The organism is Enterobacter sp. 302C9 (genome assembly GCF_034106085.1).
Classification (GTDB): Bacteria; Pseudomonadota; Gammaproteobacteria; order Enterobacterales; family Enterobacteriaceae; genus Enterobacter; species Enterobacter asburiae_B.
This window is the reverse complement of record NZ_JAWNBW010000007.1, coordinates 138,088-152,185: the sequence shown is the minus strand read 5'-3', so window position 1 is coordinate 152,185 and position 14,098 is coordinate 138,088. Positions and strand designations below refer to the sequence as shown.

General features: G+C 57.0%; 20 protein-coding genes. 5 read left to right on the top strand and 15 right to left on the bottom strand.

Features of this window, described 5'->3' with window-relative positions; all coding sequences use genetic code 11:
- Positions 1-47: 47 nt before the first annotated feature.
- From UR289_RS15090 to UR289_RS15055, 8 genes are read right to left on the bottom strand one after another with little or no spacing between them, the layout of a single operon-like run.
- Complete coding sequence (locus UR289_RS15090; protein ID WP_320710745.1) at positions 48-575, bottom strand: DUF3833 domain-containing protein; 528 nt, start codon at positions 573-575, stop codon at positions 48-50.
- The gene (locus UR289_RS15085; RefSeq protein ID WP_320710743.1) at positions 572-1,096 is read right to left on the bottom strand and encodes a hypothetical protein; all 525 of its coding nucleotides are present in this window, start codon (positions 1,094-1,096) and stop codon (positions 572-574) included. Before UR289_RS15085 ends, UR289_RS15090 begins: the two co-directional genes overlap by 4 nt.
- A complete protein-coding gene (locus tag UR289_RS15080) occupies positions 1,093-1,578 on the bottom strand; it encodes a DUF2878 domain-containing protein (RefSeq protein WP_032657304.1) in 486 nt (161 codons plus the stop codon). The genes UR289_RS15085 and UR289_RS15080 overlap by 4 nt, the downstream gene beginning before the upstream one ends.
- On the bottom strand, positions 1,575-2,795 hold the full coding sequence (locus tag UR289_RS15075) for an SAM-dependent methyltransferase (protein WP_221702387.1): 1,221 nt from the start codon (positions 2,793-2,795) through the stop codon (positions 1,575-1,577). Before UR289_RS15075 ends, UR289_RS15080 begins: the two co-directional genes overlap by 4 nt.
- Positions 2,792-3,514 (bottom strand): DUF1365 domain-containing protein, encoded by a 723-nt coding sequence (locus UR289_RS15070; RefSeq protein ID WP_320710740.1) that lies wholly within the window; start codon positions 3,512-3,514, stop codon positions 2,792-2,794. The genes UR289_RS15075 and UR289_RS15070 overlap by 4 nt, the downstream gene beginning before the upstream one ends.
- Position 3,515: 1 nt before the next feature.
- A complete protein-coding gene (locus UR289_RS15065) occupies positions 3,516-4,775 on the bottom strand; it encodes an NAD(P)/FAD-dependent oxidoreductase (RefSeq protein WP_320710739.1) in 1,260 nt (419 codons plus the stop codon).
- Positions 4,772-5,491 carry an SDR family NAD(P)-dependent oxidoreductase gene (locus tag UR289_RS15060; protein WP_032657315.1) on the bottom strand — a complete coding sequence of 240 codons (720 nt, stop codon included), beginning with the start codon at positions 5,489-5,491 and terminating at the stop codon, positions 4,772-4,774. Before UR289_RS15060 ends, UR289_RS15065 begins: the two co-directional genes overlap by 4 nt.
- Positions 5,488-5,922, bottom strand: coding sequence for a nuclear transport factor 2 family protein (locus tag UR289_RS15055; protein WP_048977880.1), 435 nt, complete (start codon positions 5,920-5,922; stop codon positions 5,488-5,490). Before UR289_RS15055 ends, UR289_RS15060 begins: the two co-directional genes overlap by 4 nt.
- 255 nt (positions 5,923-6,177) lie before the next feature.
- Between UR289_RS15055 and UR289_RS15050 the strand changes: the two genes are divergently transcribed.
- Positions 6,178-6,375 (top strand): hypothetical protein, encoded by a 198-nt coding sequence (locus tag UR289_RS15050; RefSeq protein ID WP_023311615.1) that lies wholly within the window; start codon positions 6,178-6,180, stop codon positions 6,373-6,375.
- A 1-nt stretch (position 6,376) separates the two neighbouring features.
- Positions 6,377-7,165, top strand: coding sequence for a hypothetical protein (locus tag UR289_RS15045; protein WP_032657321.1), 789 nt, complete (start codon positions 6,377-6,379; stop codon positions 7,163-7,165).
- Here UR289_RS15045 and UR289_RS15040 read toward each other — a convergent pair.
- From UR289_RS15040 to UR289_RS15030, 3 genes are all read right to left on the bottom strand, one after another.
- Entirely contained in the window at positions 7,146-7,658 is a 513-nt protein-coding gene (locus tag UR289_RS15040) for a GNAT family N-acetyltransferase (protein WP_320710735.1), read from the bottom strand. The two genes, UR289_RS15045 and UR289_RS15040, sit on opposite strands and share 20 nt — an antisense overlap.
- 18 nt (positions 7,659-7,676) lie before the next feature.
- The gene (locus UR289_RS15035; RefSeq protein WP_320710733.1) at positions 7,677-8,081 is read right to left on the bottom strand and encodes a VOC family protein; all 405 of its coding nucleotides are present in this window, start codon (positions 8,079-8,081) and stop codon (positions 7,677-7,679) included.
- A 68-nt stretch (positions 8,082-8,149) separates the two neighbouring features.
- Positions 8,150-8,488 carry a winged helix-turn-helix transcriptional regulator gene (locus UR289_RS15030; RefSeq protein ID WP_023311611.1) on the bottom strand — a complete coding sequence of 113 codons (339 nt, stop codon included), beginning with the start codon at positions 8,486-8,488 and terminating at the stop codon, positions 8,150-8,152.
- Positions 8,489-8,578: 90 nt separating this feature from the next.
- Here UR289_RS15030 and UR289_RS15025 point away from each other — a divergent pair, with 90 nt between their 5' ends.
- A complete protein-coding gene (locus tag UR289_RS15025) occupies positions 8,579-9,358 on the top strand; it encodes an SDR family oxidoreductase (protein ID WP_033145455.1) in 780 nt (259 codons plus the stop codon).
- 51 nt (positions 9,359-9,409) lie between these two features.
- On the opposite strand, the gene UR289_RS15020 is transcribed toward UR289_RS15025, so the two are convergent.
- Positions 9,410-9,988, bottom strand: a complete 579-nt coding sequence (locus tag UR289_RS15020) for a TetR/AcrR family transcriptional regulator (RefSeq protein ID WP_320710731.1) — start codon at positions 9,986-9,988, stop codon at positions 9,410-9,412.
- Between the two features lie 103 nt (positions 9,989-10,091).
- Here UR289_RS15020 and UR289_RS15015 point away from each other — a divergent pair, with 103 nt between their 5' ends.
- On the top strand, positions 10,092-10,559 hold the full coding sequence (locus tag UR289_RS15015) for a DUF1348 family protein (RefSeq protein WP_023311608.1): 468 nt from the start codon (positions 10,092-10,094) through the stop codon (positions 10,557-10,559).
- 39 nt (positions 10,560-10,598) lie between these two features.
- On the opposite strand, the gene UR289_RS15010 is transcribed toward UR289_RS15015, so the two are convergent.
- From UR289_RS15010 to UR289_RS15000, 3 genes are all read right to left on the bottom strand, one after another.
- Positions 10,599-11,138 (bottom strand): ester cyclase, encoded by a 540-nt coding sequence (locus UR289_RS15010; RefSeq protein WP_221702398.1) that lies wholly within the window; start codon positions 11,136-11,138, stop codon positions 10,599-10,601.
- Between the two features lie 63 nt (positions 11,139-11,201).
- Entirely contained in the window at positions 11,202-11,921 is a 720-nt protein-coding gene (locus UR289_RS15005; protein ID WP_210867223.1) for an SDR family oxidoreductase, read from the bottom strand.
- Positions 11,918-13,033 carry an alkene reductase gene (locus UR289_RS15000; RefSeq protein WP_182932045.1) on the bottom strand — a complete coding sequence of 372 codons (1,116 nt, stop codon included), beginning with the start codon at positions 13,031-13,033 and terminating at the stop codon, positions 11,918-11,920. The genes UR289_RS15005 and UR289_RS15000 overlap by 4 nt, the downstream gene beginning before the upstream one ends.
- 99 nt (positions 13,034-13,132) lie before the next feature.
- On the opposite strand from UR289_RS15000, the gene UR289_RS14995 reads away from it, so the two are divergent.
- A complete protein-coding gene (locus UR289_RS14995) occupies positions 13,133-14,044 on the top strand; it encodes a LysR family transcriptional regulator (RefSeq protein ID WP_033145450.1) in 912 nt (303 codons plus the stop codon).
- Positions 14,045-14,098 lie beyond the last annotated feature (54 nt).

The following is a 14,098-nucleotide window of genomic DNA, read 5'->3' as shown; positions in this document are numbered from 1 at the left end:
TAACCCTCTCCCCATAGGGGCGAGGGGATAGTTCACTGCTCGCATCATCACTCTTTACGGGTAAAGAACAGCGTCACCGTGGCGACGGTGACGCCAAATTTCTTCATCTCGGTTTTATTAAACAGATGCGTCTCATCCTGCAAATACATCCAGTCGTCGAAGTTCAGTAGCCAGGTGCTGCCGTTAGCCTTCACGTTCATGCTGTAATGCCAGTTAAAGGCGTTGCCTGCGGCCTGCCCCATGGCAACCCCTTCAATGTCCCCTGCCGTTCCCTCGTAGCGGTCGTTCCCCACGCGCCGGATGTGCCAGACCCGCTGCTGCTTCTCGCCATCGTCGTAGACGAAGTGCTCGTTGAGCGTCAGCGTATCGCCGATAACGTCTCCGGCAATCTCAACGTGGAAACGGCGGATCTGCTTGCCGCTGCGATCCTGCACCATCCCCCACGCTTCGGTTTTGCCCTGGAAGTAGTGGAAGATATCAAGCCGCGGCTGCTGCTGGCGATACTCGGCCACCTCAGTGCTACAGCCCGCCAGCAGCATCGTGAATGCCAGCGCCATCATAAGGATACGTTTCATTTTTGGCCTCCGATTAACTGCTGACGCAGCTCAGGATATTGCGTGCGGGGATCGAGCCAGATGGCCAGAAAACGGGTGCTGAACGCTTCCGACTGGCGCGGTCCGAGTGGAATAAAGGATGTTTGCGCCGCTGACGCGCGATACCAGAACTGCCCCTGCTTATCGTTGAGAACAAACGCCAGCTGTGAGCCCGGGCGGACATCCGGCCACAGCGACTGGAGCATCCGCAGCCAGGCTTCGCTTTGCGGTTCCTGGGCCAGGATCCCCTGCGCCTGCCACTGGTCGCGGGTCGCCTCAACCAGTTCATCGCGATCGATGTCGCGCGCATAGGTAATAATCAGCGCCTGATCCTGATTATCCCGGCTATAACGGCCATCCGGGGTGCGCAGCTGGGAGGTGTAGACGGTGAAAGGTCCCCAGGTGAGCGTGGCGTCACCCACCTTCCGCCAGGCAAGCCAGTCGGCGGCCTGGGCGACAGGAACAATCAGCGTCAGCCAAAGCAGCAAAACCACAGATCTCATTTTTGTCTCCCCATCAGCAGGTGGAAAAACAGCATCAGTACCAGCCAGCCCGGCGCCATCCAGCTCACGACGATAAAGGTCGGCTCCAGAAAAGTGATGCCTCCCAGCCGCTCGCCGAACAGGTAGGCCACCGGCCCGCCCACGGCGGCCAGCAGGGTCAGCAGCCAGCCGGGTAGCGTGGTGGTGCGCGTCAGCTGCGTCCAGACAGTGGCGAACATCAGCCACAGTGCCACCATCCATAACGGCATCAGGGACTCGCCCGTAAAGGCAATCAGCCCGGTCAGGGCCCAGAGTGCGTCCAGCAGACTGCCCGCCGCGGCCAGCCCAATGGCGTAAAAACGGTAAGCAGGCGGCAAGAGCAGGCACGCCAGGATCGCCAGCGCAAGCCAGATAATCAGGCCCTGTTCGCGAAAGAGCACCACCAGCGCCCAGTAGAGATCGAACGCGACGGCGAGCAGGAAGACCTGAAGGTAACGTCTCATACGCGCTCGGCGGTCAGCTGCACCACGCTGATGGTGCGAGCGTTAAACCCGGCCTCACAGTAGCCAAAGTAGTACAGCCACATGCGGCGGAACCGTTCATCGAAGCCGAGCTTTTCAATCTCCTGCCAGGCGTGGACAAAGCGCTGCCGCCAGTGGGCCAGCGTGCGGGCGTAGTCGGGACCCATGTCGAAAAGATTGCGCACCACGAAATCGGTGTGGCGCGTCATCAGCTCGTTCATCGCGGTGATGCTCGGCAAGAATCCGCCCGGGAAAATGTAGCGCTGGATAAAATCGACGCTTTTGCTGTAGTCACGATAGCGCTGGTCCTGAATGGTAATGGCCTGAATCGCCATCCGTCCTCCCGGGCGCAGCCGCGCCTGGCAGGTGCGGAAGAACGTGGGCAGATAGCGTTGCCCGACGGCCTCAATCATCTCTATCGAGACCAGCTTGTCGTACTGTCCGGTGAGGTCGCGATAGTCGCAGAGCAGTACCTCAACGCGATCCTGCAACCCGGCGCGGGCGATCCGCTCGGTCGCCCAGCTATATTGCTCCTGCGACAGCGTGGTGGTCGTTACCCGACAGCCGTAATGACGCGCCGCGTATTCCGCCATCGCGCCCCAGCCGGTGCCAATTTCCAGCAGGTGGTCACCCGGACTTAGCGCCAGCTGGTCACACAGGCGCGCCATTTTGGCCCGCTGGGCCGCCGTGAGATCCTGCTCGTCACCAGTAAACAGCGCGCTGGAATAGAGCAGCTCTTTATCCAGAAAATGGGCATAAAAGGTATTGCCCAGATCGTAATGGGCGGCAATATTTTCGCGCGCCTGCATGCGGGAGTTACGCCGCGTCCAGTGGCGTATCCGCTCCAGCGGCCTGCCGAGCAGACGGAACCCGTTTTCCAGACGCCCAAGCACCTCGCCGTTTATCGCGAGCAGCTCCAGAAGCGGCGTGAGGTGTGCAGTTTCCCATTCGCCGTCCATCCAGGCTTCTGCCGCAGCAAGGCTCCCGCCCGTTAAGACGCGCCAGTAGACGCCGGGCGTGAGGATCTGCACGTCGGCATGCAGCGCGGAGGATGACTCGCCAAAATGGAAGGTCTGCGCCCCTTCACGCAGCGTGAGCGAGCCGCCGCGGATACCGCTTAACAGACGAAACAGCAGCCATCGTGCGATGCGGACGTTGCGCGGAATATCGGGTTCTAACGCAAAGACGGGATCGGTCATGAGCGTTCACTCCTGCTGACGGGATGGTTATACAGCGGCACGCGCTTGAGCCACAGGCGCAGCGCCTGCCAGTAAATGGCAAAAACGGTTTTCAGGGTCATGAGCGGAATGCGCAGCAACAGCGAGCGCAGCGCGGGGCGCGTCAAAGGCTCCCGGCGCAGCGCCAGCGTGGCGTCAAAGACCTTCACTTCCTGATGATTTTCAATGTGCATATGCAGCGTGTTATCCGGGTCGTTAAAGCGCCAGTGGTAGATCATGTCCATCGGGTTGAAGGGGGAAACGTGAAACGCTTTTTCCGTCGGCTGCGCATCCTGTCCGTTGACGGCATAGTAATGACGTTCATTCCACGGCGTGTTGCGGACCTCCGCCAGAACCCAGCGCAGCGTTCCCTTCCCGTCGTAGCAGTAGTAAAAGTTGACCGGATTGAAATGAAAGCCGAAATAGCGCAGCTGCGTCAGGAGCATCACCCGCCCGTCCGGACGTTCCCCGGTCAGGCTCTCCAGCCTGCTGAGCACGTTCTCTTTAAGCGGCGTGCCGAGCGGATAGTCCGCGTCGTGGAACGAGGCGCCGGCAAAGCGATTGCGCCGCACGCCGACTGACGGCAGCAGCGGCAGTTCATCGAGATCCAGCCAGGCCATAAAGACGCTGTAGCTGAATTCGTGGGTTTTCGGCTGAAGGCGGCGGTGGCGTAATACGCCGTGGTAGAGGCAGCTGTTCATCTCAGTTCCCCTCTCCGGCCGCTATCGCGTTGACCACGTCCAGCGCGCTGCGCACGCCATCTTCATGAAAGCCGTTGTACCACCAGGCACCGCAGTACCAGCTCCGGTTATGACCGTTGATCTCGCCGCGCCGCGCCTGCGCCCGCCAGCTTTGCGGGTTAAACAGCGGATGTTCATAGACAAAGCGTTGCAGAACGAAGCGTTCATCCACCGGCGCGTCCGGGTTGAGGGTGACGCAGAACAGCGGACTGCCCGCAGGGAGCCCCTGCAGGATGTTCATGTTGTAGGTGACGCAGGCGCTGGCCTGCTCGTGAGCGCTCAGGCGGTAGTTCCAGCTGGCCCACGCGCGCCGCCGCTCCGGCAGCCAGCGCGGATCGCTGTGTAAAACGACCTCGTTGCGCTGCCAGCCGATATCGCCCAGCACCTCGCGCTCTGCGGGCGTCGGGTCATCAAGCATCGCCAGAGCGCTGGCGGAGTGGCAGGCAAAAATCACCCGTTCGAAGGTATGGCTACCGTTTTCAAGCTGAAGCGTAACCCCGTGCTCGTGGCGGCTCACCCGCTGCACCGGAGAATTGAGATGCAGATTCAGACGGTCGCCCAGCTTGTCGAGCATGGCGCGGATATACTCCCGCGAGCCGCCCGGCACCACGTACCACTGCGGGCGCTGGGTGATATCCAGCAGCCCGTGGTTCTGGAAGAAACGTAAGAAAAGCGGCAGCGGGAAACGCTTCATCTCCTGCAGCGACGAGGACCAGATGGCGGCCCCCATCGGCAGAATGTAGTGGCGCGCAAAAAACGGCGTGAAGCCGTGCTGTTCCAGAAACGTTTGCAGCGTGGCGTTCGGGTCCACCTCCCCGTCCAGCGCCTGTTTCGCCAGACGATTGAAGCGGACGATCTCCCCGAGCAGCCGCCAGAATGCCGGATTCACCAGGTTTCGGCGCTGGGCAAACAGCGACGTCAGGGTGTGTCCGTTGTACTCCAGCCCCGTCGCCGGGTTGTGCACCGAAAAGCTCATCTGCGTTTTTTGTCCGCTGATGCCCAGCTCGCTGAGGAGGCCCATAAAGCGCGGATAGGTGCGATCGTTGTAAACGATAAACCCGGTATCGATCGCGTAGGTACCCTGTGGCGTCGAGACGTCAACCGTTGCGGTATGGCCGCCGGGCGTGGCGCCCGCTTCAAACAGGGTCACCTGATGGTGCCCGGCCAGGCGCCAGGCGCAGGTCAGCCCGGCGATGCCGCTGCCGATAATCGCAATGTTCATGAACGCACCATCCTGCGCAGCAGCGCGCGCTGAAGAAACGCAGGCAGCCCGGAGAGCAACCGCAAAATAAAGCCGAACCCGTCAGGAAACGCGATATGCATTTTCCCTGCCGCCAGCCCGGTACGGATCGCCTTGACCGCCTCGTCGACGCTCACCCTGCCCGGCATGGCAAAGTCGTTTTTGCGCGTCAGCGGCGTATCAACAAAGCCCGGGGAGACCACCGTGACGGCAATTCCTTTTGGCTCCCAGTCCAGGCGCAAACTCTCGGCAAACCAGCTCAGGGCCGCTTTGGACGCGCCGTAGGCCTCTGCCCGTGGGAAAGGTAGCCAGTGGGCCATGGAACTCACCAGCACTACGCGGTTGCCAGCCGTCAGCTGGGGCTGCAGCGCGTCAAGACAGTTCACCGGGCCGAGGAAATTTGTCGCCATAACCCGCTCCACCAGCGCCGCATCCACCACGCCTCCATCGAGATATTCGCAGGTACCGGCGCAGAGAATAATCAGATCGGCGTAGCTGCCGGTCAGCGCCTGGCGACAGGCATCCCTGTCTGTCATATCGAACAGGCGAACGGTGAGATTGGGGCAGGTCTGATGCAGCGCTTCGAGGCGCGCCGGATCGCGTCCGCAGGCAATCACGTGGTAGCCGTCTGCGGCAAAGGATTTCGCCAGCCCGGCGCCAATGCCCGAGCTTGCTCCGGTGATCAGCACCGTTTTCATGATTTGACCCTCCGCTTCACGCCGCGTACCGCCCAGCCCAGCAGAGGAAGGTGTTCGTAGATCATCTCTCCCGCATCGTAGTAGTCGCGCTGGTGCGTGATGAGATCGTTTTCCGTGTCCACCACCGAACATCCCGGCAGTTCGAGCGGCTCTCCCCCGGCAATGCGCGGATGCGACCAGTGCATTACCCAGGTCACAGCAAACCGGTTCCCGCTGCACAGCGGCGTATCGATGGTAAAACGGCAATGCTCGACGTTGGCCAGCAGATGGGTGAAATAGCGCTGAAGCGCGAAAATCCCGTCATGCTCGCCAAACGGATCGATAAGCGTGGCATTCGAATGGTAAAGCCCCACCAGCGCGGACGGCGGCTGGCTATCCAGTGCGGCGTAGTACTCAACAAACCGACTCACGACAGAGGGCAAAGTGCTCATGGGTCACATCCTGGCTGTAAACAACGTGGCGTAATCGCATACTTAAAACTTACACAATTAACGTTATTTGTCCAAGTTTGTGGAGATTTATTTTTTATTTTAACTATATATCAATAACTTAATAACAGTAAAAAAGTGAGTTTTGTAGACCGGGTAAGGAGTGGCCGCCACCCGACTTTAACTTTCAGGATTTCCTTAAGGCAAACTCGCCGGTCTTCTTCCAGGCTTATCCTTTTTATTCATAAGGATGCCTGCATGAAACGTTTCTTTCTCTCCCTATTCTCAAGCCCGGAATCCTTACTGCAGGTGATGAGCCAGCAGGAAATTATTGAAGCCGTCGAAGATGGCGATCGCATCATTATCGACCAGGACGGGAACGCCTCGGTGAACTACAAAAGCAACGAGGTGCGGCAGGATTTTCTGCGTCACGTCAATATGCTGAAGAGGGCCTGATATGGGAACGGCGATATTTATGGTGCTGATGGTATGCGGGTACTGGTACACCAGCCGCGACCTGTCGACCCGCTTTAAAATCAAGCGTTCATTTGGCTGGGACGTCTATTTTCTTGTGGCGCTGTACGGCTGTATTTTCGTTCTGCAGGGCGTGATTGCCACCGGTCTGCTCTGGCTGCTCCTGCTCGCCCTTTCTGCAGCCAACAACGCTTTTCACTTTGCCTCGCCGAAATATACCGACTGGCAAATCGACTTTATGAACTGGAGCTTTTTAGGCATTCAGGCGCCGGTGGTCGTGATGCTGGCGTTTGCCATCCTGTTTTGCCTCTACCGCTCTAACTGGGCAGGCAGCGCCAGGCTGGACGGCGAAAGCCGGAAAAAGCTCTACAAACGTCTGGCGCAGTCGAGCGGTATTGAACAGCTGCTGTATCAGTGTATGGAGCAAGGGGAACTGGCGCAGGTCACGCTGCGGTCGAGGCGGATTTACGTCGGCATGATCCACACCGCGACGCTGGAATATGAAAAAACGGCCAATATCGTGCTGATTCCGATGTTAAGCGGGTACAGAGATGCGAAGACGATGAACTTTCGCATCGAGAATAACTACAGCAAGTGGTATGCGGAGCATGACATCACGCTCGACTCCGAGCCCCGCAGCGCCATGTCATTCCGGAAGGTGATTTTACTCAATCAGATTGAGAGCCTCTCGCTGTTCGATCCCGCCAGCGCCAGCGCACTGTCGCTGGCACAGCGTGACGAGAGCTCTCGCTCTAAAGAGACATCCCCATAATCCTGATTATGCTCTGCTGTGATGCGGTTTCGAAAAGGACGTTCTTAACGCAGAGCATGCCCTGCTTCTGGTAGAACCGGTACGCTCCCGCGTTCTGCTCAAGCACTTCCAGCCAGAGATAGTCTTTTCCCCTGCTCCGGGCCATGTCGGTGATGCTGTTGAACATCACCTGGCCATAGTTCTTGCCGGTCTCGGTGGGATCGAGGTAGAGCTTGTTGAGGAGAACGCCCTTCTTGTCCGTTTCCGGGAGCAGGGCTTCCCAGGTCACTTTCATAAATCCCACTGGCCGATCGGTCTCAGCAACATACCAGGAAACAGCGTTATCTTTCAGGCTCTGTTCAAGTACGGAAAGCGCGTACTCGCCGTCCAGAAAATCCTTCATCTCTGCGTCTGACACCCACAGATGCTGAAAATGGGCGGGATAGATTCGGTATCCCAGCTCGCTTAAGAGCGCGGCATCGGCACGGGTGGCCTGTCGAATTTGAAGCGTCATGGAAAGTCTCCCTGGTAATCACCCGCGTTGGGCATTTTGAAAGAGATCCCAGCGGTTGCCGTAAATATCTTCAAACACCACCACCGTACCGTACTCTTCCTCACGAGGCTCTTCACAGAAATGAACGCCTTTGTCTTTCATGGCACGGTAATCGCGCCAAAAATCGTCCGTCTGGAGGAAGAGGAAAACTCTGCCGCCGCATTGATTGCCGATAAAGCTTTCCTGCCTCTCGTTAGAAGCGCGAGCCAGCAAAATGTTGCAGTTACTTTCCGGGTTGGGTGAGACGACCACCCAGCGTTTACCCGGTTGAGGCGTATCCTCTACGAGGGTAAAACCCAGCTTATCTGTGTAGTATTCAATGGCGCGATCGTAGTCATCAACCACAATAGCCACGCAGCCGAGGCATCGCTTCTGTGTTCTCATTTTTCGTTTCCTTTGCATAAATGGGTTACGGGCAACGCTATTCCATTGCAGCGTGCTGGCCGCCGGATTTACTGGCTTGCGTAAGCCTCGCGCTTTTCTGCCCATTTCAGCATGGCATCAAGCGCCGGACATAATGCCTGCCCCCAATCGGTGAGGCGATACTCCACTTTCGGTGGCACTTGCGGGTAGACCATCCGAGAAACGATACCATCGGATTCAAGTTGCCTGAGCTGCTGCGCCAGCATCTTCTGGGAAATACCGGGGATCAGTTTTTCGAAATCTGAGTAGCGCTGCACTTTTCCGTCGAAAAGATGAAAAAGAATAATTAATTTCCAGCGGCCTTCCAGCAGCCGTAACACTTGCTCCACGCCGCTCGCGGCAGATTCCGGACTATATAACTTACTCATAATTCAGTAGCTCACTTTTTCGTGCGTACTTGTCAATTTCTCAGTCTATGTTGAATATACCTGTACTGTAAATAACGGGAGTGCAAGGTCATGTCATTAGATATTGATTTTAAAGGCAAACGCGTGCTTGTTACCGCTGGCACGAAAGGGCTCGGAAAAGCGGTCGTCGGGCTTTTAAAACAGCTCGGTGCAACGGTATTCACCACTGCGCGCCACGAGCCGGACGTAGATGTCGCAGATACTTTCGTCGCCGCTGACCTTACGACGGTCGCTGGATGTGCCGCTGTCGCATCTGCGGTTCAGGAGCAGATGGGAGGCGTCGACGTGATTATCCATGTTGCGGGCGGTTCAACCTCACCCGGTGGCGGTTTTGCTGCGCTTGGCGAAGAAGAGTGGCAGCAGGAGCTCAATCTTAATTTGTTGCCTGCAGTACGCTTAGATCGCGCCCTGCTTCCCGGAATGCTCGCGCAGGGAAATGGGGTGATTATTCACGTGACGTCTATTCAGCGCGAGCTGCCGTTACCGGAATCAACAACGGGTTATGCGGCGGCTAAAGCAGCCCTCTCAACCTACAGTAAAAGCCTTTCAAAGGAAGTCTCACCGAAGGGCGTTCGGGTGGTGCGCGTTGCGCCCGGCTGGATCGAAACTGAAGCGGCGGTTGCACTGGCGGAGAGGCTGGCAAAGCAGGCAGGTACAGACTACGAAGGCGGCAAGCAGATCATTATGAAGGCGCTAGGTGGAATACCGCTCGGACGCCCTGCCAGACCGATAGAGGTGGCCAACCTCATCGTCTTCCTCGCTTCATCGCATGCTGCGAGTATCACCGGTACTGAATTTGTGATTGATGGCGGCACCATTCCCACAGTGTAACGCGGGTGCTTAATCGGCTCGGTGCGAGAGTTGATTAAGCACCGGGGAATATCACTGTTCGGACAGTTTCTCCAGGCCCTTTTTTAACGCATGTCTTACCATTTCTGAATCCATGCCCATCTGTGCATGAATAATTGCGCCGTCAATGAGCAGCATGATTTCATTGACGACGCGCTCATCAGCACTCTTCGTCAGCAAGGCAATAATTTTCTTTGTTTCTGATTTATGACTGCGGCATATCTCTTTTATTTCGTTTTCAATATCTTCCGATTTCGCCTCTGCGCTGGCGTTAATAAACGCGCAGCCGTGGAACTCGGGCGAAATAAACCATTCGTAAAGCGTTGCGGATATCGCATCGGCAGGTATTTCGCCTTGATCGAGATGTCGACGCAGCGTGGTCTCAAACCAGTTAATCCATATTTCATGCCGGTAGTTCAAATAGGCAAGAATAAGCAAGCTCTTGCTGGGAAAATGGCGATAGAACGTCACCTTGGTCACTTTAGACGCTTTAATCAGCGTATCCACCCCCGTCGCCCTGAAGCCCGTGGAATAAAACAGATCGTGCGCCGTGAGTAATATCTTATCTCTGACGCTGATTTTTGTATCGTTGCCTGCGGGTTCTGTTTTCACTTTTGGGTAGCCTCTAAAATAATGTTGACAGCGTTATTTTACAGGCATAGATTACCGCAAGTAGACAGACCTGTCTACATAATATAACACTGAGGTAATCGCCATGAACACACGTCCTCCTTTACCGCCCTTCACTCGTGAAAGCGCCATCGAAAAAGTCAGACTGGCAGAAGATGGCTGGAACAGCCGCGACCCGGCGAAAGTCGCGCTTGCCTATACGCTGGATACCCAATGGCGTAACCGCGCAGAGTTCGCCACCAACCGTGAAGAAGCCCAGGCGTTTCTGGAGCGGAAATGGAAAAAAGAGCTGGACTATCGTCTGATTAAAGAGCTCTGGGCATTTACGGAGAACCGGATCGCGGTGCGCTATGCCTATGAATGGCATGATGATTCCGGCAACTGGTTCCGCTCTTACGGCAATGAAAACTGGGAGTTTGAGCCGGACGGACTGATGAAGCGCCGCTTTGCCTGCGTAAACGATATGCCAATCAAAGCCTCTGAGCGTCTGTTCCACTGGCCGCTGGGCAGACGTCCGGACGATCACCCTTCGCTGAGCGATCTTGGCTTATAGGATTTTTGCATCACTCCGGGCCGCCCCGGAGTGATGAATTTACAGCGCGCCCAGCTGTTTCATCAGCGTCAGGTTGTCCTCAATATGCCAGTTAGCCACAATTTTACCGTCACCAATCTCATAAATATCCGTGGCGATAAAATCAATTTTCTGCCCCTGTCCTTTCAGCTTGCCAAATGTTCCGGTGAACGTGCCGTGAAAATGTAAATGCGAAACCACGCGATCGCCTGAAATAATCATTTGCTCAACGTCACAGCGCAAATCAGGCACGGCTGCGCGAAACGCGCGGGACGCTAAAATAGCGCCTTCCGGCCCCTGCGTACGCCCTTTCGGAGGCGTTTTATCAATAAAACCTGCCGCCAGGGCATCACGCGCCAGGGTTTCATTACCCGTGTTCCAGAATGAAGCATATTCTCTGGCAACGGCTTCATTCACCTTTAATTGCGCCTGCGGCAGGCTGTTGTCCACTATAAGCTGTTTCGGCTGAAGCCATTCCCCCTGCGCGGAAATCGCATTGCCCGACAGACCTGCAAAAATAACCATCGCTACAGCCGAATGAAAATACGTCGTATATTTCATGATATCTCTCAATAGAGTATTACATTCCCGCAGACGATTTCCTGCGGTTCAAATCAGAGAGGGTCAGTTAATTAACGCCCCGCCTTCAATATCAATGACCGACCCCGTGACAAAGGGATTATCAATGGCGAAAAGATATCCTTGCGCCACGTCCTCCGCCCTTCCCCAGGCTTTGGCTGGCAGGGTTTCCGCCGCGCCAGCGAGCATTTTTTCCCGCGCGGCGGCGTCCATGCCCGCATACGCTTCCGTGTCGGTCAGCCCCGGACTCACGACGTTGACGCGCAGCGGTGAAAGCTCTTTCGCCAGCACTTTTGTCGCGGCCTCGATGGCGGCATTCATCGTCGTTTTAACAATGGCGCCCGCCACGGTGCGACGCGCCACGAACCCGCTGGTAAACGTCAGCGTACCGCCGGGGGCGATGTTCCCGCTGAGATAGCGGGCGACATTGATGCTTCCCCAGAATTTTGTATCAAAAGCCAGCCTTGCCGCGCGGAGATCCAGCCCGGAAAGAAGCCCTCCCGGTGCCTGTGAACCCGCCGTAACGACGATATTATTGACCTCACCAAGCGTTTCACCGAGTGCGACAAGCTCTGCCTCACGGCTGATATCCAGCACGAGGGTATGAACAGACGCGGCGTGGGCGCTCAGCCGTTGCCGCGCAGCGTCCAGCTTCGCGCCGTCGCGGCCCGCAAGAATAATCTCCTCGCCGCGCCCGGCAAGCAGGCTGCCCACGGCGAAACCGATGCCGGAAGCGCCGCCGATAATTAAGGTTTTACGGGTCATAACGTCTTCTCCTGCAGGGTGTAAATGGGGTAATCGGTATATCCCGTCGCGGTGCCGCCAAACAGCGTGGCGGGATCGCGCACCTGGGCCAGAGGCAGCTGGTGCGCCAGACGGTGGGGTAAATCCGGGTTAGCAATAAATGGCCGTCCGAAGGCAATCAAATCGGCATAGCCGGCAGCGAGGATCTTTTCCGCTTTTTGAAGGTCATAGTTCCCCGCGACGATAAGGGTTCCGCTAAACGTCTCGCGAAGCGATTGTCGGAACGGCTCAGGCACCTGCGGCGCATCGTCCCAGTCGGCCTCCGCCAGGTGGATGAACGCAATCCCTTCTTGTTCACACCAGGCCGCGAGAGCGAGTATGGCTTCCGTCACCTGCGGATCGTTCATCCCGCGCTGGGTAATAAACGGGGAAAGGCGAATGCCCGTACGCTCGCGGCCAATGGCCTCGGCAATGGCGCTTAACACCTCCTGAGCAAAGCGGATCCGGTTCGCCAGCGTGCCGCCGTACTCATCCGTGCGTTTGTTGGAGGTTTGCCGCAGAAACTGGTCGATCAGATAGCCGTTTCCGCCGTGAACCTCCACGCCGTCAAACCCGGCCACAACGGCATTCAGTGCCGCCTGACGATAGTCCGCGATGATGCTGTGAATGTCCTTGCGCGAGAGGGTTCTCGGCTGTGGGCAGTCAACCATTTGGCCTTCGCCTTTTTCATTCACCACCCACACCTGCGCGTCCGGCGCCAGCGCTGACGGGGCGACCGGCTGACCATCCTGATGAAAGCTGGCGTGCGACATCCGCCCGACGTGCCAGAGCTGCGAAAAAATCACCCCGCCCGCCTGATGCACGGCGCCCGTGGTGAGCTGCCATCCTGAAACCTGCTCAGGCGAATGGATGCCGGGCGTCCATGAGTATCCCTGGCCCTGAGGCGAAATCTGCGTGGCTTCCGTGATGATTAATCCGGCGCTGGCCCGCTGTCGGTAATACTCCGCCATCAGCGCCGAGGGAATATTTCCCGGCTGAAGGGAGCGCGCGCGGGTCATCGGCGCCATGACGATACGGTTTTTCAGGTCCTGCTGACCCAGCCTGTAGCGTTCAAAAAGTGAGGTACGTTGCATGTTTTCATCCCTTATGGTTTGGATGAAATCACTTTACAGTCGGCATCTGATTTTGATAATTACGCTAAAATAAGATGCACTTTTCGGAATATATGAATAATGGGTAAACTCGAAGACATGGCGTTACTGGTGGAAGTTGCCGAGGCTGGCGGTCTTTCTGCCGCCGGGCGACGCCTGTCGCTTTCCCCCGCCACCATGACGGCCAGGCTGAAGGCGATTGAGGAGCGTTACCAGACGCGCCTGTTTCACCGCTCAACGCGATCCATCACGCTGACCCGCGCCGGGGAAGAGTTTTACCATGCCGCGCTGCGCGTGCTGGAAGAAGTGCATCACGCCGAGTCGTTACTGACGCAAAAGGAAGGCGTGCTCAGCGGCAACATTCGCCTTTCTGCGCCCTCGGACTTTGGCAGGCAGTATCTTAGCCCCGCCGTCGTGGAATTCTCCCGACGCCATCCCGACGTTAAATTTTTCATCTCGTTAAGAGAACACGTTGAGGATCTGGTCGCTAACCGGCTGGATATGAGCGTGCGTTTCGGCAACCTGCCGGACAGCAGCCTTGTCGTCAGAAACATCCGCCCGAACCATCGGGTGCTGGTCGCCTCCGGGGAGTATCTTAACGAACGCGGAATTCCCTCCACGTTTGCCGATTTAGCTCAGCACCGGTGCCTGGCGCTTGAGTCTCAGGGCGTGGTGATGAACGAATGGCGCTTTGAAAAAGATGGCGAGGAAAGCGTCGTTCGCGTAGAGCCAGCCATGGTGTGCGACGACGGGGCTTTGCTTCGTCAGTGGGCACTCAGCGGAGCTGGCATCGCGGGGAAATCGTGGTGGGACGTCAAAGACGATGTTGAAACCGGAAGGCTCACGGTACTGTTTGCCGACAGCTTCACCGGCTTTAGCCGATACGATCGCAAAGATGTCGGCCTGCAGCTTGTTTACCCCCAGCGCAAACTGCAGCCGCTTCAGGTCACGGCGTTTAGCCAGTTTTTTCTCGACTGGCTAAAAAAACAGTAAAATTAAATCGCGTCAGGCATCTGCGGTTAATTTCTCGCCAAAATAAGAGATGGC